This window comes from Vibrio sp. 1CM7H (genome assembly GCF_023161645.1).
In the GTDB taxonomy this organism is placed as follows: Bacteria; Pseudomonadota; Gammaproteobacteria; order Enterobacterales; family Vibrionaceae; genus Vibrio; species Vibrio diabolicus.
This window is the reverse complement of the sequence record NZ_JALNTV010000001.1, coordinates 172,189-192,954: the sequence shown is the minus strand read 5'-3', so window position 1 is coordinate 192,954 and position 20,766 is coordinate 172,189. Positions and strand designations below refer to the sequence as shown.

The following is a 20,766-nucleotide window of genomic DNA, read 5'->3' as shown; positions in this document are numbered from 1 at the left end:
TAAGTATTCTTGGAGCACACACCTTTCGCGTTTAAGGTAAGTGAAGGTTCCACCATCAAAAGACAGGATGTCTCATGTCAAAGCAAGAGCTTAACCAGATGGGCAGTGCCAAAGTTTATCTGGTAGAAAAACACGGCATTTCATTCATTGAAAAGCAACAGGTAGAACAGGTTGAGGTCGCTTTTTATCAACACCAGGCTAAACCATTCAATGAACTTGGCATTCTTGTACCTGAGCTCATTGATTACGATCACCAACAAAATACGTTACGAATCGAGTATATCCCGCACTCTGTCAATCAAGAATTCCTGCTTGAAGAGCCGCGCGTGATAGAACAACTAGCTAAAATACATAGACTATCTCCGACATCAAATGGTGTTTATCATCCTCATCAGTGGACACAACCAGCCACTTCCCAGGCTTTAAGCACGCTCAAACTAGACGCAAAAACAGAGCGGTTCTTTTATCAGCTACAAGAGCAATCCGGCCCGCTTTTCAACGCCAAAAATTTGATCTCTGGAGACACCAATGCCGGGAACTGGGGGCGACGAGATAATGGCGATTTGGTGCTGTTCGACTGGGAACGTTTTTCGACAGGGCATATCGCGATAGATTTAGCGCCACTAGTCAAAGGCATGGGCACATTCGAAGATTATCTTGGTGTGGCGCATACCTATACCAAGACGGCAAAGCAAGGCGATGCGAGTAATTTAGCAAGAACGATTGCAATAGCTAAAACGTGGATGGTGGTAGAAGTGGTGAATATACTGGTCTCGAGACAGAACCCTCAGACCAGTAAATACATTGACTGGTTTAAACAAACCTTACCGAAATGGGCAAAAGATCTTAGCGCTCAGATGACGAATTAGGTTCGGATATTTGATACAAACGTCTTTCAGGCTCGGCACAAGAGGTTTCACAATTGCACACCTTATCAACACCGACATTATTCAATCCGCCACAACTCCCTTGAATACGCTTGTTGTGGAAAATGACGCCAAGCGACATCAACAAAATGATTGCGAGAAAACCAAGAAAGGTAAATAACCAAACCATATTAACCTGCCTTATTAGCCATCGTCTTTAGCCTAAGTATAGCAGGGCGAGATGTCACTTTAAGTAGCCCTGTTGGTGCTTTCGGTCTTGCCAGCAAGGAGAGTTTGGATTTTTTGCCACCACAACCGCAGGAACCGCAACCGCCTTTTGGCTTGTGAGCATTTTTCTTATGATTGTTTGAGGGACGACCTTGAGACGGCTCAATGAGAGGCTCTCTTGGAACCGCAAGTACATCTTCCAATGAGCTACGGGTAGAAAGCCTGAATACTTGCGTGCCACTACGAAGTAATTTGGCTAGTGCGCGTTCACCGATATTTCGTACAAGTACAGCATCCACATTGTACTCTTGCAGAGACTGAATTAATTGAGACTTCGCATTGCAACCTGCTTGTGGCATCGAAGCAATGTTCGCTAAGTTTTTTAGCATACCGTCAGTATCAGAATAAATAGCAATATATGGTGCTTTAACAAAGTGGTTTGCCACCCGCTCACCATCATTAGGAATAGCATAAATCATAAGTTTGACTCCTCATCCGGAAAAACTAATGCATGACCTTCAACTAAACTTTTTGCGACTTTCAATCTTGCACTTTTTACTGTGTTACCAAAAGTTTGTCTAGAGACGCCCATCTGATCAGCAGCTTGCTGCTGGCTAAGCCCCTCTAAATCGGCCAAACGCAGTGCTTCTAGCTCTTCTGGTAATATGGCGACTTGCTCCAACTGATGAAATGGCACGCCATTGGGCTTGAAACAATGGTGTGCAGCACGTCCGCATATTCGTCTTTCTATCTTTGGTCTTGCCATCATTATCCCTCGAAAACACAGGGTCAAATTACGCCTTAAACTGGCATATGCCAATAACATTTTTAGCATATGCCAATAAACTAAGTTTGCAAAAATCGACACGATAAATACGTAAGACATCAGGATTAATTAGACATCTAAGAATTGACAAACTTTGGTGACAAACGAGCAAAAAGATCAATTCTAATTATCTAGATAATAAAAACGTTAGTTTGCGCAGACTTTTCATACAAATACGCGCTAATGTATTCATTTTATTGGAGAAGAAAAACTATAATCCGATCAAATCATTCATTTGAACACTAATGATTATTTTATTAAAAGAGTGTCTCCCTAAGTAACTATAAAGTGCAGGTCGACTGCATTGAAATGAGCCTAAAGGGTAAAACAATAGATGGAGGACCTATCGAACCACCAATCATTACTTGGTCTACGATCCCAGCCATTCTTGCTGAATCACGTCTCTTGAGGGCACCTAGATATATCAGAAAAGGAAGTAAATATGTCTGACTCGAATTGGCTCAGCGAATTCCCAGAAATGGATCGCTCTGATCTTAGAGCGATTCGCAAAACACTCGATGGCGCCTACCGAGATTTCTCTCGTGAATATGGTGAACTTATCGAGTCTCTCTTTGATCCGCTCCTTTCATTTCTTGTCTGGTTTGAAAAACTGCTTATTTCAACACCTTGGGTCATTGTTTTAGGCGTCTGCACCGCCCTCGTTTATGCCGCTAGTCGCTCTTGGAAACTGGCCATCGCATGTTTTGGCTCACTTATCCTGATTGGCTACTTCGGCATGTGGGAAGACACAATGCGCACGCTCAGTATTATCACGGTGTGTACCATGCTGGCAATCACACTCGGGATCCCTATCGGCATCGCCATGGCGCGCTCTAATCGTATTCAGTCAGTTGTGACACCATTACTCGACGTCATGCAGACCATGCCGGCATTTGTGTACCTCATCCCAGTTGTTATGTTACTCGGGATAGGCAAAATTCCTGGCCTCATCGCAGTAGTAATCTACGCGATTCCACCTGTTATTCGTTTAACTAATTTGGGTATTCGTTTGGTGGATAAAGAAGTGTTGGAAGCCGCAACCGCATTTGGTGCCAGCAGTAAACAGCGGCTTTTGGGGGTCCAACTTCCGCTCGCAATGCCAACCATCATGGCGGGAATCAACCAAACGATAATGATGGCACTGTCGATGGTTGTCATCGCATCGATGATTGGGGTAAAAGGTTTGGGCCAGCCCGTTCTTAAGTCGATTACCAATCAATATTTCACTCTTGGTCTTTTAAATGGTCTAGCCATTGTCGCCCTAGCGATTCTTTTCGACCGCGCTTCACAAGCGTATGCGAAACGCACTCAAGCCCATCTAGGAGATTTAAAGCATGACTAGTCCACTTATCGAAATCAGCGGTCTGTATAAAATCTTCGGCCCCAAACCCAACAGCGTGATTGAGCGCGTCAAGTTGGGACATAGTAAAGAACACGTGTTGGCGGAAACGGGGCACACGGTCGGGCTAAAAGACATCAACCTCCAAATTAAAAAGGGCGAGATTTTCGTCATCATGGGTTTATCCGGTTCAGGTAAGTCCACCATGATTCGCCACTTCAATCGCCTAATCGATCCAACCATGGGACAGATTTTGGTGGAAGGGGTAGATGTCATGCAGCTTTCTAACAAGGAGTTAGAGCAGTTTCGTCGTCATAAGATGTCGATGGTGTTTCAACGTTTTGGCTTATTGCCTCATCGCACTGTTATCGACAACATCGCTTACGGTTTGGAAATTCAAGGAATAAGTAAAGAAGCGCGCTTAGAAAAAGCAAACGAATGGTTGGATACCGTTGGATTAACGGGTTATGAGAACCAATACCCCGCTCAGCTATCAGGTGGTCAGCAACAGCGTGTGGGCCTTGCACGGGCACTGGCTACCGACGCCGAAATACTGTTGATGGACGAGGCATTTTCAGCGCTGGACCCACTGATTCGAAGCGAAATGCAGGATCAGTTAATAGAACTGCAACAGCAGTTACACAAAACGATTGTTTTTATTACTCACGACTTAGATGAAGCATTGCGCCTTGGCGATCGCATTGCGATCCTTAAAGACGGTGAGCTTGTCCAACAAGGTTCACCAGACGAAATATTGCTGCATCCTGCCGATGAGTACGTTGAAGCCTTTGTAAAAGACGTCAATAGAGCGCGAGCATTGACGGTTGAGACTGTGATGCAGCCACCTTCATATCGCATTGCCGCTAAAACCATTGAAGAAGCGCTCAGTGAGATGAAACGTGTAAAACGTGATTATGCTTATCATGTAACCGATTCAGGCTATCAAGGCGTGATAACGCAACAAGGGTTACTAGACGCGACGAAGTTAGCTCACCCCCCAAGCTGGGATGATGATATCTATGAAGAAGTGCCTATCATCTCTCCCCATTCAGCCATTGAGCAAATATTGACTGAAACCATGTCGTGCGAATACTCACTGCCCGTTGTCGATGAGCATGGTCATTTGAAAGGTGAACTAGAGCGTCGTACTGTTGCTGATCTATTCGCTTATGAAGACAGCACAAAACGAAGCACCTCGCGTTCAAACATCGATAAGGCCTCTTAACTGATTTAATAAAACAGCTCACAGCAATGTGGGCTGTTTTCACTATCTCTGCCCCCCACCCCTCTAGATATTTATTTGTAGACTCAAGCTTGATATCCCAATCAACATTTACATTGTTCTGATTTTCCTGACAATTTCATGCTCATATTCGGTTTTATTGACATAGATAGATCATTCTATTGCTTTTTGATGACGCAAATACCTGATAAATGTCTACTATTACTCTCATACAAAATCTTGATTTAAAGAGGGATAAGATGAAAAAAACAATGTTGGCACTAACAGGCGCGGTAATCATTCTTGCAGGCTGTCAAGATGAGAAACCTGCCGAAACAAGCGCAGTTGAAGTACCTCAAGCGACAGAAACTGAAGTCACTACTAGCGCAGAAGTTACTACAGAGACAATTGACACGCTGCCAGTAGCAGAAGAACAAGTCATCACTGAAGAAACATTTGTAGACTCTGAGCATAACGCACAAAATGCCCTTGACTGGAACGGCACATACAAAGGTACGCTTCCATGTGCGGATTGTTCAGGTATCGACATGACCATCACACTAAATCAAGATGGCACTTACGTACTTGAAGAAAGCTACCAAGACAAAGAAGACGGTCAGTCAAAGTCTGAAGGCCAATTCACTTGGGATGCAAACGGCAGCATCGTAACGTTGACAAACGAAGATGCGCCAAACCAATACTTTGTTGGTGAAAATGTACTTATGAAGCTAGACATGAATGGCGAAAAAGTAACAGGTGACCTAGCACCGTTATACAACTTAACGAAACAACAATAAGTTAGTATCGATACCTGATAAATAATCTAAATCCGAGCTACCCCAGCTCGGATTTTTCTTTCCATCGACGGCGGTTGCCTTTCTTATCTTACTCCTATGATCTTACATTCCGCTTCTTATCCTGATGGTTCATTACATTTCCATACGCTTTGCTGATAGAGGCTTACAACTTCATTTTGTACAGTGTTCAAAACGAATCAGAACAACTCGGAAAAATGATGAAAAAGACATTAATTGCACTACTAACTCTGACTGCTGCTGGTTCAGCGGTTGCTGGTGATACTTATATTCGTAACGGTAACATCTACAACAATGAAGGTGGCTGGAACGCGGAAGTCGGAGTGGCTCATGGCAGCGATCTTTTCAAAGATCAAAAATACAATACAGCTCCAATTCTAAATGGCGGTTACCATGGTGACGACTTTAACGCCGATCTAAGTGGCATTAACTACCGCTTCTTCGGTAACACCAATGAATTAATCAACATGAGTGCTTACCTTGTTGGCAGTGGTGTAATGCGTGACGGTGATATTGCAAAGAGCCTGAAAGGCACGGATAAACGTCGCTTTGCTGTCGATTTAGGTTTGAACACTGACTTTACGTTAGATCAACACAATGTGATTTCAACATACCTTCAACATGATATCAGTGGTGCTTACAAAGGTTACGTAGCGGGTGCGACTTACTTCCACATTATGAACTTCGGTAGTGTTGATTTTGTTCCTTTTGCTAACCTAACTTATCAAAGTGAAGACTACGTAGATTACTACTTTGGCGTAAAACAACGCGAAGCAAATGCAAACCGCAAAGCGTACAAAGGTGATTCAACAGTAAGCTATGGTTTAGGCTACAAGCTAGTGATGCCAATCAACGATAACTGGCAAGTGAGCCAAATGACACAATACACTCGCCTAGGCAGCGGTATCAGCGATTCCTCGATTGTTGATAGTGCAAACCAATGGGTTGTTGGTGCGAGTGTGTCGTACAACTTCTAACTCTACATTCCACATAAAGCCATCATTGCGATGGCTTTATGTATTCATACTCTTATGCCCGTATCGAAATATGCTAGTTAGAGTGAGCGATCCAGAGACGATGCAAATCGCTGTAACCCGTATTTTCCACCTGAACACCGCGCACTTGCTGTGTTTTTGTCACCTCTTCATAACCAACAAATAAAGGCAAATAAAGGTACTGCTCTCGTAACGCTTTTTCTACGCCTAAAAGAGATTGTAAAGATTGAGCATTTGTCATGGCATCGCGAAGGTTTTCTCGATGGATCAACATCTGGCTTTGATCAAAGCTAAAACGCAGCCCTGTTGCTATCGATAACCATTCAAATACACCATATTCAAACGGCGCTTCCAATACTTCTTCAAGGAAAAGCAAGTCCGCTCGATGTGATGCGACTTCAGGAAAACTAATATCATCAATAATGACGATCTCCAGCTCTAATCCCGTCGCCCGAATCACACGGTGCAACCACTCAGAGTGACGAATTAAACTCGGTATCGTCCAGACTGGCTCAGCTAGCGCTACTTTACCTTGTAGCTTAGGCGTCACAACAGCCTCTGCTATTAGTAAATCGTGCTCTTGGGTCGCTAACTGAATACTGTCAATGGCACTGTGCGCCTCATAGATTCTCTTTTGCGCATTGATGTAATCGGCGAGTTGATGCCAGTCTTCTTTTGCAAGATTAGAGTCCGCGCGCTCCCGATAGGTCAAATATGAAAATGCACTGATTTTTTCCACTTCAACGTGATCAGATGTTTGGTTAAAACTCAACATATTCAGGGCCTTAACATCACCATGAGACAGCGTAATTTGGTCTAACAATGCACGCGATGAAAAATATTCTTTGTGTGCTTGAAGAAGCATACTCTCTTGGTTCCAACCACTAATTTTAAATGGTCCAGTACCTATGTGGTACGAATAACCCGAGCCGAAAGAAACAACATCTCGACAAAGAATAGAAGCGTGAGGAGTGGTTAGTATGTATGGAAAAAACATGTTCGGATGTTTCAATGTAATTTTTAAGCAGCTCGATGTTTCGGCAACCACACTGTCAATGCATTGCCAGAGCTCGTGTACTGGTCCTTTTATTTCCTTAAGTCTTTCTATGCTCCAAACAACATCTTGTATGCTAAGAAGTTCGCCATCGTGACGATATATTCCAGGTCTCAACCATAACATCATCACATTGCCTTCCATTTTCCACTCATGTGCTAGCGAAGGCTCAATGCCACCATTGGAATTTTGAGTCAGCAAAACATCATAAACACTTTTCGCCACATGCAGTTCAGTATGACGATAAGTATTCGCAGGATCGACCTTAGACACCCAAGGATAAGAGGAGATCAAAATAGCATTATTTGACTCATTCAACTGGTTCACTTTTTCAGAGGCAATCGTCAGCGCCCTGACAGCACTTTGGCCAAACCAATCGATAAGTTTTGTTATCGAGTTCATTCTTCCCCGACCAAGCTCCTCTACCAAAAATTCGGTCATCGCTTGTTGAAGGGAAATAGTAATATTCAGGCGGCTGGCGTTACTTCTGCCAATTGCAGGTTTCCAATCTACCCAACCGTAGGTGGCAAGCTTTTTCATCACAATAGAAACATTGCGCCTTGACGTACAAATTACCACTTCAAGCTCCGACAGCGTAACAAAGTGATATTGATGAGGTTCAAAGTGCTTTAACAGTAGATCCAGATACCTAAGATTGACATCGTTCACAAGGCTTCCTAAGCGTTTTTCCAAAGCAAAAAAATAGCATAGTAAGCTTAACAACTAAACTTACTATGCTATATCTAAGCAAATTTAAAGCTCGGGCTTAGCTCGACCAACAGAAGTCAAAAACGTTTGCTACGCCCAGAGAGCACTAAATACTTATTCTTAGAAGCGGTAGTTCATACCTACTGAGAATACATTGATTTCAGTATCAACGGTTCCTTTGCCATACGCTCCTTTTGATACTTCTAGCTCAGGCATCATGTACTCCCACTCAACCTGCAGTGCAAAGTTTTTGGTAATAGCAAATTCAGCACCTAAACCGTACATGCCAGTAACCGTGCTATCAGAAAGCGTGGTATGGCCAGTACTGCCGCCTAAAACCGCATTACTCACTTTTACTTCAGCATTAAAATAGGAAAGGCCTGCTTTCGCAAAAAGATTAAAATGGTCACCGATTGGCAACGTCGCTTTTGGTTGGATGGCTAAAAACTTCATATCGCCAACTGTGACAACTTTGCCGTCTAAAGCATCGTAGCCACCAATGGCTGCTTCTAGAGAAATGTATTCGTTGAACTTGTAACCACCAAATACTTTACCTGACAGGCTTGAATCATCTTCAAGTTTAAGCTTAGTAGTTGCGGTATTTCCACCAGCGCTGAGTGAACCGTTTACATCACCAAACGATGCTTGACCTACAGATACACCAACGTAAGGAGCTGCGTTTGCAACAGAACATGTTGCTAGAAGGGCTGTCATTAGCCATGTTTTTTTAAACATTGTATTTCACTGCCTGTTAATTATTGAGGTTGTGTTTTGCCCATCCTTAAGCACGTCATGCTATCCATTTCACTCGGTTTCAAAACCAAGTTGATGTTAATGAATAAAAACTCAATAAAACATGAAATATTTAAACACAACTTTGCCACTTTCTTTCTTAATCATGACAATTTAGTCATTTCACAAGCACTGTTGCTTCAACCAATTAGTGAGTTTGATAATTTCCGCCTGCTTGGCTCGGCTCTTTTTATGAATAAAATAAAAGCTGTCCCCCGTCTCTAATCCATGAGAAGGGATATACACCAAATCATGCGCTTTATCTCTTTCATTGAGCATAAAATCATTCGCAAATGCGATGCCTTGGTCATAACGTGCAGCCTCAATTGCCAGCAACATATGACTAAAATGTTGAACATCGACATCTTTCGGCAAAGTGTAACCACCCGCTCTGCACCACTCTGCCCAGTCTTTTCCTCTCTCACGATAAATAGAGTCTGTTGACAAAATAGGATATCGCCAAAGCGCTTCTGGAATGGGTTGATCTTGTAACTCTTTCCAAATTTTATGGCTGCATACCGGATACAGCGTTTCCGCGTATAACTTCACCGACATATAGTTGCGCTTTGGCTTCTCTACCGTGATAAAACAATCACCAACGCTATCTGTCTGCTCAGGATCACCAACAACCATATTGAGTGTCAGATCGATTTCCGGATGTAACCGCTTAAAATCAGACAAACGCGGAATAAGCCACTTTACGGCAAGCGAGCTATAAATCGCTAAACGTATGCTGCCTTTGTCCCCTTCTCTCACCTTTTGGCTGGCCATCGCAATAGAGCTAATTGCCGGGCTAATATCCTCTAAATAACGAGCACCAGTATCCGATAAAGAGAGCTTTCTTCCTTGACGAATAAATAATGACTCGCCCAAATAATCTTCCAATAATCGTATCTGATGACTAACGGCACTTTGCGTCACATTGAGCTCTTCAGCCGCAAGCGAAAAGCTAGAGTTTCGAGCGACAGATTCAAAACAGTGAACCGCTCTGAGTGGTGGCAATTTCATTATCTATAAATCTCATACTTAAACTAATAAATATCACTTCACTTCATCCTATGACATCACCTACTCTTTGGCAAAGAAAGAGGAGAGGAAATAAGTGAAAGTTACATCGGTCGGCGCAGCTATGCTGCTATTAATTGTTGGGAATCTCATTGCGGTGCTTTCGGACTCTTTAATTAAAAGTGTCGGAAATGAAGTGCCTATTTTTCAGTTTGTCTTTTTCCGACAAATTTCCGCAGTGCTTTTCCTACTGCCTGTCTGCTTGCTGACAAAAAAGACTCATTTTCTTGAAGGATTTAAATGGCATGCTGTCCGCGCTCACGTGTGGTTGCTTGGTGCTATATTTATGGTTTTGGCGATTTCATCTTTACCGCTCGCAACTGCGAACGCAATCTTCTACGCCGCGCCATTGATCATGTTGCCGCTTGCAGCAATCTTTTTTGGAGAACAGTTATCTAAGCAATCGGTCGCCGCTGCGATAATGGGCTTTGCCGGTGTGTTGGTCATCATTCGTCCAGATCAAATCGACTGGGCAGCGATTTCGGCTTTAGTTGTGGCTATTACCCTGGCAATCAATAACTTGCTCATTCGAAAACTGCCAAAAAATCAGTCCGTCATGCAAACGTTATTGATGACAAACTTGGCAGGTATTCCAGTAGCCTTCTTGCTTGTTCTGATCGAAGCAGAACCTTGGGACTGGAGTGCTTTCCCTGTTGCTGCTGGCTCAAGTTTGTTCATCATGATTTATGCAGCAACATGTGTCATCGCTTACCGCTCGATCGATAGCAACAAAATTGCCAGCGCTGAATACAGTGGCTTAATTGGTGCCGTGTTTGTGGGATTGATTTGGTTTGGAGAAGTGCCAGATATATTTATGGCTATAGGAACAATAATGATTGTTGTGCCGCTGGTTTGGCTTTCTAAACGAGAACGTCGCAAGAAAAAGCTGCAAGCTCAGCAAGAGCGAGAACAAAAAGAGGCGCACGTTACTTAAAATCGCGCTCTATCTCAAAGACTAAAAAAACCGAGTCGTAAGTACTCGGTTTTTTTATGTGGCTCTAATCCATTCTGATGTAAGCGACCACATGAGATAAAAACTGCCTTGCAAAACGATCATTAAACCGGATGCGATATTCATGATCGGCTTCCGATACTAAACGCCAACCTTCAGCAAAGTACTCTTTTATATCATCGACCGCTTCGTCTTCATTTTTGATGTGTTTCGCGTTCCACTGATAAGTGCAAGAGACAACCATCAACCCGCCAACCTTGGTGGCTTCTTTTAGAGCGTTGATCACGCTAAGTGGCGACTCACATTGATCAACCACGTTCAAACATACGACTAAATCAAAGCTAGACTGGAGAGTATCGTGCTCAAAAGGTTGGTTAATCAGCGTCAAATCAACATGAGCACATTTCTGTACGATATCTCTATTCTCTACCTCTAAAGCGTTTAAGGTGTTCACATCGTGAAGATAAGTTAGCTCGACTCGTTGTTCTTCTATTAATAGTTGCTTCAAGCCATCCATCAACCTATTTGAAGGCTCCACAAGCGTCGCTTCTTTAAGGTTAGGTAAGCGTTGCACTAACTCATAATAGTTTCTTCCCAGCGCCGCGCCAACCTCAAGTAGGGAATACGGCTGAACGCCGCTCTCAAGTGCCATCTGCGCAATAAAATCAGCAACTTGGGAGCAGTGAGGTGATGACAAAAAAGAGAGTGGGACTTGTTTTGAGCGACTGGTTATCGTCTCAATCTGCTTATCTTCGATGAACTTGTCGAACCATTGCGCTTCGAAATAACCAGCTAAACCGCGATCGGTCAGGTAAAAATCTTCCATGTTTTTTCCGTTCGTACTTTTCGAAAAGTGATTGTATCGAACGCTGAAATTAGCTGGTAATTCTGGCTGCACATTCCCGCGGGAAAATAGATGAAAACACCGCTTATGTGAAAAAGCCCTTTCATCTCAAAGATAAAAGGGCTTGTTAATTACTTCGGTTGAGGAGCTAGTTATTGCGGAAGAACAACTTTGCCATCTTGAATTGGGAACGTTTTTGTCGCTGGCTTGCTCGCTAAGCGAACCGTCGTTGGCGCACCTGAAACTTCATAAGTGACATCGTAACCCACTACTTTTTCAGATGTTGTGTATTCTGTGTGGCACTGCTTTTTCGTCGTTGTCACTACATCGCCTTGTTGCACGTTCTCCTGAATCTTACGACCCGTTAATGCACCAGCGATCGTACCAGCTGCAGTTGCAATCACTTTACCTGAGCCGCCACCGATTTGGTTACCCAATGCCGCGCCAGCTGCTGCGCCGCCGACCGTACCAATTATTTTATTATCATCCGTAGGAGCAACTTGCTCCGTTACTACCACGTCTTTACATACTTGGTGTGGATTTTTCACAGTTTCAGTCACCGCTTCAACCAAAGTAATGTTTGCTTGGGTTGGAGCTGGTGGCGTTTTGTCTTTACAGCCTGCTAGTACAGCAACAACTGCCGTTGCAATTGCGATAGATTTCATATTCATGATTTACATCCCAGTATGGTTTGCTTTGATGAGCGGTATAGTAAATCGCAATTAGGAAATCACATCAGGCGAAAACAAACCCTCTGTCATTAACGAGTAAAGAAACACTGTTTTATAAAAGGTACGTCAAGAAACACTCAACAGAATGTCAACTAAGCTAAAACCGTATCATTACTGATTATGGTTAGGCTAGATTAACCTATGAGGCTTATTTTTAAGCCAAGCTTAAAAACAGTTCGTCATCCGTTAAATACTTATGACGGTGACTCAGGTTACGCACGTGCATAAACATAAAGTCAGGAAAACCAGGAGCAATAATGTTGTTTGGTTCCCAGCATACACCGCCAACAAACACATATCGCCCTTGCTTGTCATCTTCGTGAAGGGGGTTATTAAGAGGAGAAGAACACTCTGCGCGACAACCTTCAACCACACACACAATTTGTCCTTTAAAAAGGCCGATCACGCGCTTAACAAGATTTGCCTTGATGCCACATTTCCATGCTTGACGAGTGGCCATCTCATAGCCATATTTTCGGATCGCTTTCTTTTGCAAATGTACTACTAGGTTCATTTTGACTCCTGATTCAAGCAATTACGCGAAGCCCAAAGTCATAAAAGCAGATAGACGTCTATACCCGAGTGACCTCATGGTACATGGGAATAAACTACGTGATTAGACTGAGTTTAGTGTCTGATGGAAATACACCTTCCACGATGCTGTAACGTATCGATTTACACCAATCATAGGCACATAGCACATCAAAAAAACAACCTTATTTTCGAGTGCTTTCCTACGCTGTATCTGGTTACTTCTGCGTATTACTATAACGAAATCACCCTCTACGTTTGTCTATATAAATTTGTCGTAACGATAGAGGGTGCTTATCAAGAAGGGGGGATAACGCCTACGCGTCGATGAGATAGTTTTGACCTTCAGTTTCTAGACGATCAATCAGTTTACGACACTCATTTAAATCAAGAGGTTGCTCGAAGCGGCGCTTGAGGTTCATCAAAAAGAAGATATCTTCACACATGGCTTTCTCAGGTTCGTCACTGATTTTTGCGACTGGTGAACCATTGCACGTGACCATTTTGATCACGATAGAAAGTGGCTGGTAGGCTTCACCCTCTTTATTGACATAATCACCCATATCGTTCGCAAGAAAAGTACCGATACCGAAACTCACCTGAATACGTCCTTGGAAATACTCGCAAATATCTAACGCTTGTTCGAAGTTAAGTCCGTCGGTAAACACCAGTGTTTTTGTTAACGGGTCTATATTAAGCGACTGATAGTGTGCAATCATTTTTTCACCCCAGCTATAAGGGCAACCACTATCGTGACGTACACCGAAATACGCGTTACTTAGCTCTTCATCAAAGTCTTTAAGGAAGGCATCAATACCAATCGTGTCGGTCAGTGCAATACCTAGTGCACCGTTAAACATTTTTTGCCAACGTTGCAAAGCCACTTTTTGCGAATCTCGCACATTCACCAGAGCTTGATGGCCCATAAACCATTCATGAGCAACGGTACCGATAGGCGTTAAATTCAGTTCTTTTGCTAAGTGGTAGTTGCTTGTTCCTGTCAAACATTCCGGCACTTCCTGGCACAAATACTCCAGCATGGTGCGCTGAGCTTGAAAGGAAAAACGTCGACGCGTCGACATATCAGAAAACTTAAAGTTAGTGATGTTACGACGTTTTAGTTCGGATTTTAGGTACCGAACTTTTTCTTCTAAAACGGTGGTAAATTGCGCTACAGGGATATCTGACCAACGCTGACGGCTACGAACTTCAGACACGATGCTCATGATGATCGTTTCGTACAAAATAGTATCTCGCCACAAACCATTGATAGTAATGCGTAACTGGCTTGAGCCATCGGCCATGGCTTTATTGTGGAAAGAGACATCGCTTTGCGGGTTAAACCGGAAATGGCGCAATGCATCAACAAAATCAGGATTCAGGTAAGGCGCGACACGCTTGATGTATTCGATTTCTTCTTGCGTAAATTGAATGTCTTGCAGTTTAAGAACTTCTGCTTTTACCTCTGGTAGCAGTTCAGAGAGATCTTCCTCGCTACGCACAATAAATTTGTATGACACCATCGCATCAGGGTAAAGCGCTGTTACTGCGCTCATCATATTGACTTTGTAGACATCAAAATCCAAAGCGCTTTGAATGATGCGGGAAGAAAATAGTTTGGTGGTCATTAGGTGCCCTTCTACACGCCCTTCCTGGGTATATAACTTTTTGTTACTAACTAATTTGCGTAAACAATAAACACCCATCTATAGTTTGTCAACTTTTGTTACTAACCACTCATTTTTATAAGGTTTTTCTGTCTAGAATTCGCACACAGATTGTGAATAAGTCAGATTTATTCGTAGATTTATACTCAAGGCGTACTATGAAGCACTACCAAAAACGTTTCGCACAACTCGTTACTTACCCATTGATTGACCACTTGTTATGCGCTAGATTACTTACAAATCAATATTAGGACCCAACCATGATCGTATCTGTCGACATTATTCCATTCAGGCTATCTGGCTGTGCCGATAAGGGATTGGAAGTGTTGTTGATTAAACGTTCAAATCCAAATCGGCCATACCATGGAGTCTGGGCACTACCGGGCGGATTTGTCTTTGATAAAGACTTAACCAGTGAAGGAGGACGCCCGGCCGATGAAAACTTTGAGGCGGCGCGTCGCCGAATTTGCCGCGAGAAAATCCATACCTACCCTCGTCACTTTAGTGAAGCTTTTATCGACGGCGATCCCAAACGTGATCCAGAAGACTGGAGCTTAAACATTACGCACTACGCCTTAGTCGATCGTAACAATGTAGAGCAAATCAACAATGCAGGTGTACCAGAGTGCCAACTTAAATGGTTTTCGCTACAAGCTATACTCAATGGAGAAGAGACTCTCGCGTTTGACCATCAAAAAACCATTGAAAAAGCGTGGCAGAAGCTTCGTGCATCCATTGAATACACATCGGTTCTTTTGTTTGCATTAGACAAAGAGTTTTTGGTTGCCGACATCATTTCTGCTTATCAAGAGTTTGGTATTGATATTAGCCGAATGACGATTAAGCGCCGCTTGATAGATTCAGGCGTACTAAAGCCCACCAATAAAGTCGCTTCTACCAACAAAGGCAAAGGTGGAAAACCCGCAATGGTATATACGCTGACCAGCGACGAAGTAACCTTTTTTCAAAACTGTTTGCGTGGATAAACGCAGGCAATCAGACAGACAAGGAGTCTGCCATGACTGTTCGAGTAAACTATCAAACTACAGCAGTGATCGACGTTGATCCAGAGAAAGGCTTTAGCGAGTTATGTCCAAATGAACTGCCCGTTGCAGGTGCGTTGGAAATCGTACCGGAGCTTCTGAGTAATCATGCCAAAGGCCGATTAAAACTGGTCAGTCGTGACTTACACCCACCAAAAGCAAAATGGGATGCCGAAACACCAGCCAACATGCTTGAACCCGTCGGTCTACCCAATGTGGATATAAAATGGAACCGCCATTGTGTACTTGGCACAACAGGTTCTGAACTTTTAGACGGTTTACCACCTGTTTTGGACTATGATTTTCAAGTTAATAAAGGCATGGATCCTGATGCGCATCCTTACGGTATTTTCTTCCATGATATTGCCGATACTAAAACGACAGGTGCACATGAATTTCTAAAGTTCAACGGGATTGATACCCTAGTGATCGGTGGTCTCGCGCTAGATTTTTGTGTGAAGAAATCCGTCATGCAAGCACTGAATCTTGGCTACAATGTGGTGGTCAACCTTGCTTCAACTCGCGCTGTACTGCCTGATAATGTTGAAAATGTGCTTACAGAGCTCAAGGATCAAGGCGCATTATTTGTCGAAAAAGCGGATGACATCATCGTAGAAAAATTCGCCTAGAGACGATAGTAACCGAGAAGGATTTCACTATGCATCAACATGAAAAATTGAATTACGTCGAATTTGGTTCCACCAATATTAACGCTACAAAACAATTTTTCGAGCGTACCTTTGACTGGACTTTTATCGATTATGGTCCTGAATACTCTGCATTTTCAGGACAAGGGTTAGATGGCGGATTCTTCAAATCTGAGTTTGTAAACCAAACCGCAAATGGTGGCGCACTTTTAGTGTTTTATAGCTCAGATATTCAGGCCACGCAGATAAAAGTTGAGCAGCATGGTGGAAAAATTATCCGCCCTATTTTCGAATTTCCCGGCGGCTGCCGATTCCACTTCACCGAACCAAGTGGAAATGAATTCGCAGTATGGTCGGAGAGCCATTAGTACTTACCCCAACAACACTTCCACACCTAGCTTTTTGATTTGCTCAAGGTCGCTTTTCGGAGCGGCTTTGTCAGTTAACAACACCGATATTTCGTTGGTATTGCCAATTGAAGAAGGATAAATCTGTCCAAATTTACTGGAGTCCGTCAGTACGATGTTACGTCTATTCTTTGCCAGAATGGCCTCTGCGATGTCGGCACGCATCATGTCTCGGCTAGTAAAACCAGTGTCTTGGTGAAATCCGTCGATACCCAAGAAAGCCGTGCTGAAGTGAATGTTCTCAATACAGAGTTTGGTGAGCGGGCCAACGAGGCTCTCACCTTGATGCTGATACACACCACCAAGCAAGATGATGTTAGCTGAGGTGTTACGGATGAGATGGGCGATGTACGCCGATGGGGTAATGATGGTCACATCGCCGCGTTCAGCTAAAGTGCGAGCCAAGAGCGCATTAGCACTGCCGCCCTCGATCAATACGGTTTCGTTTGGTGATACCAAGTCCGCCGCTTTATTTGCAAGTGATTGTTTAATATCGAAACGGACTTCTAATCGGGTATCAATATCATCACTTTGCAATGCGGTAGCTGCGCCGTGTACGCGCTTTAGATAGCCCTGTTGCTCCAGAAAATTCAAATCCTGCCTGATGGTCACGCCCGACACGCCGATAATGTCAGAAAGCTCCGTGACTTGAACGCGTTTACGATCATTCACTAATTGCAGGATTTCATTTTGTCTTGGGTTCACAGGCTCACTCCTTATTAATGAGCTTGCAGTATACGCCCGAACACTTTCATATGAAAGCAGCCTGTGAACGATAGAAATAAGCTAAGTCGCGTTACACCGTAAGCTCTAGACGGTTGCCATCCGGATCTAATACGCAGCTTTCGTAGTAACCATCACCCGTTTGTCTCGGACCGTCGATCCATTGGTAGCCATCATCTACTAAGGTTTTGGTTAATTGATCCACCGCCTGCTCTGATACTAAAGCGAAGGCAAAGTGTGCTAATCCTGTTACCTGCATCGCATGAGATTTTTCACAAGCGGTCACACCTTCCATCGACATTAACTCCAATCGCGCTCCACTTTCAAACGAAAGAAAGTAAGATGAAAACTGCTTAGTTGGGTTGTGGTATTTATCGTTAGACACCGCGTTAAAATATTTCTCATAGAAGGCTTTTAACTCTTCCAAACGTTCTGTCCAAATCGCGATATGTTCAATTTTCATTAGGATTCCCCTTAGCTCTTAACTGCGCTCAATCTAACGAGGAAAAGCAGCACAAAAAAGAGAGCAAATCATCACCGAGTTGTTCCTGTTTTATGTCCGAACTGCTCATCGATGAGTCATTAAATCTATGGTTGGAGTTGTGTTTGAGCGAAAGTGATGTCCATAATGGCGCAAAGTTTTACAGGATAAAATGATGGAAGAGATTTACTTCGCAGGCGGCTGCCTTTGGGGCGTTCAAGAATTTATGCGCCACCTTCCCGGCGTAATCAGCACCGAAGCAGGACGAGCAAATGGCACGACGGATAACACTCAATCCGAATACGATGGTTACGCAGAATGCGTGAAAACCCAATTCGACCCTGAGCTGGTTTCGGTTGAAACTTTGATGGGGTATCTGTTTGAGATCATCGACCCGCACAGCGTTAACAAGCAAGGTGAAGACGTAGGTGAAAAGTACCGTACCGGTGTTTATAGCCAAAACGAGCAACACCTAACTATTGCTAAAGCGTTTATCGCAGCAAGACCGGATGCCGATAAAATCGCCGTAGAAGTGCTGCCACTCACAAACTACGTGCCAAGTGATGATGAGCACCAAGACCGACTCACGCGCTTTCCAAACGACTACTGCCATATCCCGTTAGATTTGCTGCATAAATATAGAAATTAATGGCCAGCTTTTATCACTGTTTCTATTATCTCAAACTAAGAGGCGCAACGCCTCTTTTTGCATCCTAACCAGGGCTATTGATCCTCCTCCAGTTCATTTTCATGTCCAGTTATTTATTTCAAAATAACTGGAATATAAATCACATAATAAATTTTATAATATTCCGCATTATTAATGACGGCTATCACACTTAAGATTGAGTGATACAAAAGTATAGTTATTGGTTTTTTTTTACTATTTCCGAAAACCACTTCATTAATTAAATTTGACTCATTACTTCAGTACCAATGAGTCACAAAATGATTACAGAACTAACAAACGTCAATTTAATTAAAGGCAACCTTCAAGCAAATAATAAAAAAGAAGTCTTTGAAGAGCTAGCGCAAATGCTATTCGAAAATAATCGAATCAGCAGCAAAGAGGCTTTTTTAACCGACATCGAAGCACGTGAAGCATTGAGCGTGACTTCAATGGACGGCATCGCTTACCCACACGCAAAAAGCAAAGCGGTGACAGAGCCTGCAATCGCTGTTGGCGTAAAGCGCGAAGGCATCGAGTATGGCGACGAAGAGGGAGTCAAACCAACCGTATTCTTCATGATTGCTTCACCAGATAACGGTGCCGACCACCATATTTATGTTCTTCAAGAATTATTCGGAAAATTTAGCGAAGAGTTTATTGAAGATATTCATAACGCAAAAGACGAAAACCAAATACTAAATATTTTAATTAATTCATAAGGCGTGAAATTATGAGTACAATCACAGCTCAAGCTAGCAATAATAGCGATTTCAAAAAACTCCTAAGTACCATGAAAGGTCACCTTTTATTCGGTACTTCTCACATGCTTCCATTTATCGTTGCGGGTGGTGTACTACTGGCTCTGGCGGTAATGGCATCCGGTAAAGGTGCGGTTCCTGCAGACGGGTTATTGGCTGATATTTCTAATATCGGTATTAAAGGTCTGGTGTTGTTCCCAATTATTCTTGGTGGCTTCATCGGTTACTCAATTGCAGACAAACCAGCACTAGCGCCAGCGATGATCTCTTCTGGCATCATGGCTGACATGGGTGGCGGCTTCCTAGGTTGTATCGTCGCTGGCTTTATCGCTGGTGGTGTAGTTCTACAACTTAAGAAGATCCCTCTTTCTGCTAACATGACTGCGTTGGGCGCTTACTTCATCTACCCACTTGTTGGTACGCTTATCTCTGCAGGTATCGTTCTATGGGGTATCGGTGAGCCAATCAAGATCTTCATGGCTTCTATGAACGAATTCCTAGCTTCTATGGCTGGCGCTTCTAAAGTGGTTCTAGGTACGATTCTTGGTGGTATGACTGCATTCGATATGGGCGGTCCAATCAACAAAGTAGCAACGCTATTCGCTCAAACTCAAGTTGATACTCAACCATGGCTAATGGGTGGTGTTGGTATCGCAATCTGTACGCCTCCTCTAGGTATGGCACTAGCAACATTCCTATTCAAGAAGAAGTTCACTAAGCAAGAGCAAGAAGCAGGTAAAGCAGCAGCAATCATGGGTTCTATCGGTATCTCTGAAGGTGCTATCCCATTCGCAGCAAACGACCCTGTACGCGTTCTTCCTTCAATCGTTGCTGGTGGTATCGTTGGCTGTGTGTTCGGCTTCCTAACAGACGTACTACTACACGCACCATGGGGCGGTCTAATCACAGCACCTGTATCAAGCAACATCCCAATGTACGTTGTGGGTATCGCACTAGGCTCACTAACAACAGCAGTTATCGTTGGCTTCTGGAAACCAGTCGCTGAAGAAGAAATCGCAGAAGCAGCACCAGCACAAGCTCAAGCGGCTCCAGCAGCAGGCGAAGGCGAGTACGACATCGTAGCAGTAACATGTTGCCCATCTGGCGTAGCACACACATTCATGGCAGCAAAAGCACTAGAGAAAGCAGGTGCGGCAGCGGGTCTGAAAATCAAAGTAGAAACTCAAGGTCAAAACGGTATCCAGAACCGTATCACTGACCTAGATGTAGCAAACGCGAAGCTGGTTATTCTAGCTCACGATATCCAAGTAAAAGACGCTCACCGCTTTGCAAAAGCAAACGTTGTTGAGTGTTCAACGAAAGAAGCGATGCGTAACGCAGCGACTCTTGTGAAAGCTTAAACCTTAAGCTCCTCCCCCTAAGAGCCCTTTCCCCCAAAGGG

General features: G+C 43.5%; 24 protein-coding genes. 12 read left to right on the top strand and 12 right to left on the bottom strand.

The features are described from left to right. The first annotated feature begins 74 nt into the window (after positions 1–74). Complete coding sequence (locus MSG33_RS00890; RefSeq protein ID WP_248379415.1) at positions 75–869, top strand: phosphotransferase; 795 nt, start codon at positions 75–77, stop codon at positions 867–869. Here MSG33_RS00890 and nqrM read toward each other — a convergent pair. The 3 genes from nqrM to MSG33_RS00875 are packed head-to-tail and all read right to left on the bottom strand — an operon-like array spanning position 847 to position 1,860. Continuing rightward, positions 847–1,056 (bottom strand): (Na+)-NQR maturation NqrM, encoded by a 210-nt coding sequence (gene nqrM / locus MSG33_RS00885; RefSeq protein ID WP_005392671.1) that lies wholly within the window; start codon positions 1,054–1,056, stop codon positions 847–849. The two genes, MSG33_RS00890 and nqrM, sit on opposite strands and share 23 nt — an antisense overlap. A 1-nt stretch (position 1,057) precedes the next feature. Then, positions 1,058–1,573, bottom strand: a complete 516-nt coding sequence (locus MSG33_RS00880; protein ID WP_150917078.1) for a NifB/NifX family molybdenum-iron cluster-binding protein — start codon at positions 1,571–1,573, stop codon at positions 1,058–1,060. After that, the gene (locus MSG33_RS00875) at positions 1,570–1,860 is read right to left on the bottom strand and encodes a DUF134 domain-containing protein (RefSeq protein ID WP_048625148.1); all 291 of its coding nucleotides are present in this window, start codon (positions 1,858–1,860) and stop codon (positions 1,570–1,572) included. The genes MSG33_RS00880 and MSG33_RS00875 overlap by 4 nt, the downstream gene beginning before the upstream one ends. A gap of 502 nt (positions 1,861–2,362) precedes the next feature. On the opposite strand from MSG33_RS00875, the gene MSG33_RS00870 reads away from it, so the two are divergent. The 4 genes from MSG33_RS00870 (at position 2,363) to ompV (ending at position 6,273) form a co-directional block, all read left to right on the top strand. After that, positions 2,363–3,262 (top strand): proline/glycine betaine ABC transporter permease, encoded by a 900-nt coding sequence (locus tag MSG33_RS00870; protein WP_248379412.1) that lies wholly within the window; start codon positions 2,363–2,365, stop codon positions 3,260–3,262. Then, positions 3,255–4,484 carry a glycine betaine/L-proline ABC transporter ATP-binding protein gene (locus tag MSG33_RS00865; RefSeq protein ID WP_248379410.1) on the top strand — a complete coding sequence of 410 codons (1,230 nt, stop codon included), beginning with the start codon at positions 3,255–3,257 and terminating at the stop codon, positions 4,482–4,484. Before MSG33_RS00870 ends, MSG33_RS00865 begins: the two co-directional genes overlap by 8 nt. A gap of 257 nt (positions 4,485–4,741) precedes the next feature. Continuing rightward, the gene (locus tag MSG33_RS00860; RefSeq protein WP_046873821.1) at positions 4,742–5,278 is read left to right on the top strand and encodes a copper resistance protein NlpE; all 537 of its coding nucleotides are present in this window, start codon (positions 4,742–4,744) and stop codon (positions 5,276–5,278) included. A gap of 218 nt (positions 5,279–5,496) precedes the next feature. Continuing rightward, a complete protein-coding gene (ompV, locus tag MSG33_RS00855; RefSeq protein WP_248379408.1) occupies positions 5,497–6,273 on the top strand; it encodes an outer membrane protein OmpV in 777 nt (258 codons plus the stop codon). Positions 6,274–6,346: 73 nt separating this feature from the next. Here ompV and MSG33_RS00850 read toward each other — a convergent pair whose 3' ends face one another. From MSG33_RS00850 to MSG33_RS00840, 3 genes are all read right to left on the bottom strand, one after another. Continuing rightward, positions 6,347–8,014 (bottom strand): ABC transporter substrate-binding protein, encoded by a 1,668-nt coding sequence (locus MSG33_RS00850; RefSeq protein ID WP_248379406.1) that lies wholly within the window; start codon positions 8,012–8,014, stop codon positions 6,347–6,349. A 159-nt stretch (positions 8,015–8,173) separates the two neighbouring features. Next, on the bottom strand, positions 8,174–8,788 hold the full coding sequence (locus tag MSG33_RS00845; protein WP_104970238.1) for an outer membrane beta-barrel protein: 615 nt from the start codon (positions 8,786–8,788) through the stop codon (positions 8,174–8,176). A gap of 180 nt (positions 8,789–8,968) precedes the next feature. Further along, the gene (locus MSG33_RS00840; RefSeq protein ID WP_005392662.1) at positions 8,969–9,853 is read right to left on the bottom strand and encodes a LysR family transcriptional regulator; all 885 of its coding nucleotides are present in this window, start codon (positions 9,851–9,853) and stop codon (positions 8,969–8,971) included. Positions 9,854–9,947: 94 nt separating this feature from the next. Between MSG33_RS00840 and MSG33_RS00835 the strand changes: the two genes are divergently transcribed. Further along, positions 9,948–10,844: a DMT family transporter gene (locus MSG33_RS00835; RefSeq protein ID WP_046873824.1), complete on the top strand. Its 897-nt coding sequence runs from the start codon at positions 9,948–9,950 to the stop codon at positions 10,842–10,844. A gap of 64 nt (positions 10,845–10,908) precedes the next feature. Here MSG33_RS00835 and MSG33_RS00830 read toward each other — a convergent pair whose 3' ends face one another. The 4 genes from MSG33_RS00830 to pncB form a co-directional block, all read right to left on the bottom strand. After that, complete coding sequence (locus tag MSG33_RS00830) at positions 10,909–11,688, bottom strand: methyltransferase-like protein 9 (RefSeq protein ID WP_248379404.1); 780 nt, start codon at positions 11,686–11,688, stop codon at positions 10,909–10,911. Between the two features lie 170 nt (positions 11,689–11,858). Then, positions 11,859–12,377, bottom strand: a complete 519-nt coding sequence (locus MSG33_RS00825) for a glycine zipper 2TM domain-containing protein (RefSeq protein ID WP_005392659.1) — start codon at positions 12,375–12,377, stop codon at positions 11,859–11,861. 214 nt (positions 12,378–12,591) lie between these two features. Beyond that, a complete protein-coding gene (locus MSG33_RS00820) occupies positions 12,592–12,951 on the bottom strand; it encodes an acyl-CoA synthetase (RefSeq protein WP_248379403.1) in 360 nt (119 codons plus the stop codon). 334 nt (positions 12,952–13,285) lie between these two features. Further along, positions 13,286–14,596 (bottom strand): nicotinate phosphoribosyltransferase, encoded by a 1,311-nt coding sequence (gene pncB, locus MSG33_RS00815; RefSeq protein WP_104972285.1) that lies wholly within the window; start codon positions 14,594–14,596, stop codon positions 13,286–13,288. Positions 14,597–14,895: 299 nt separating this feature from the next. Here pncB and MSG33_RS00810 point away from each other — a divergent pair, with 299 nt between their 5' ends. From MSG33_RS00810 to MSG33_RS00800, 3 genes are read left to right on the top strand one after another with little or no spacing between them, the layout of a single operon-like run. Continuing rightward, on the top strand, positions 14,896–15,621 hold the full coding sequence (locus tag MSG33_RS00810; RefSeq protein WP_005373953.1) for an NUDIX domain-containing protein: 726 nt from the start codon (positions 14,896–14,898) through the stop codon (positions 15,619–15,621). Positions 15,622–15,653: 32 nt separating this feature from the next. Continuing rightward, on the top strand, positions 15,654–16,307 hold the full coding sequence (locus MSG33_RS00805) for an isochorismatase family protein (RefSeq protein ID WP_167427259.1): 654 nt from the start codon (positions 15,654–15,656) through the stop codon (positions 16,305–16,307). Between the two features lie 29 nt (positions 16,308–16,336). After that, positions 16,337–16,693, top strand: a complete 357-nt coding sequence (locus MSG33_RS00800; RefSeq protein ID WP_048624733.1) for a VOC family protein — start codon at positions 16,337–16,339, stop codon at positions 16,691–16,693. A gap of 3 nt (positions 16,694–16,696) precedes the next feature. On the opposite strand, the gene MSG33_RS00795 is transcribed toward MSG33_RS00800, so the two are convergent. Both MSG33_RS00795 and MSG33_RS00790 read right to left on the bottom strand, forming a co-directional pair. After that, positions 16,697–17,437: a DNA-binding transcriptional regulator YciT gene (locus MSG33_RS00795; protein WP_167427258.1), complete on the bottom strand. Its 741-nt coding sequence runs from the start codon at positions 17,435–17,437 to the stop codon at positions 16,697–16,699. Positions 17,438–17,528: 91 nt separating this feature from the next. Beyond that, the gene (locus MSG33_RS00790) at positions 17,529–17,918 is read right to left on the bottom strand and encodes a VOC family protein (RefSeq protein WP_167427257.1); all 390 of its coding nucleotides are present in this window, start codon (positions 17,916–17,918) and stop codon (positions 17,529–17,531) included. A gap of 193 nt (positions 17,919–18,111) precedes the next feature. On the opposite strand from MSG33_RS00790, the gene MSG33_RS00785 reads away from it, so the two are divergent. The 3 genes from MSG33_RS00785 to MSG33_RS00775 all read left to right on the top strand — a co-directional run bounded on the left by MSG33_RS00785 (position 18,112) and on the right by MSG33_RS00775 (position 20,725). After that, a complete protein-coding gene (locus MSG33_RS00785) occupies positions 18,112–18,585 on the top strand; it encodes a peptide-methionine (S)-S-oxide reductase (protein WP_139060801.1) in 474 nt (157 codons plus the stop codon). 299 nt (positions 18,586–18,884) lie between these two features. Next, positions 18,885–19,325 carry a PTS sugar transporter subunit IIA gene (locus MSG33_RS00780; RefSeq protein WP_005436338.1) on the top strand — a complete coding sequence of 147 codons (441 nt, stop codon included), beginning with the start codon at positions 18,885–18,887 and terminating at the stop codon, positions 19,323–19,325. Between the two features lie 11 nt (positions 19,326–19,336). Then, positions 19,337–20,725, top strand: coding sequence for a fructose-specific PTS transporter subunit EIIC (locus tag MSG33_RS00775; protein WP_248379401.1), 1,389 nt, complete (start codon positions 19,337–19,339; stop codon positions 20,723–20,725). Positions 20,726–20,766 lie beyond the last annotated feature (41 nt).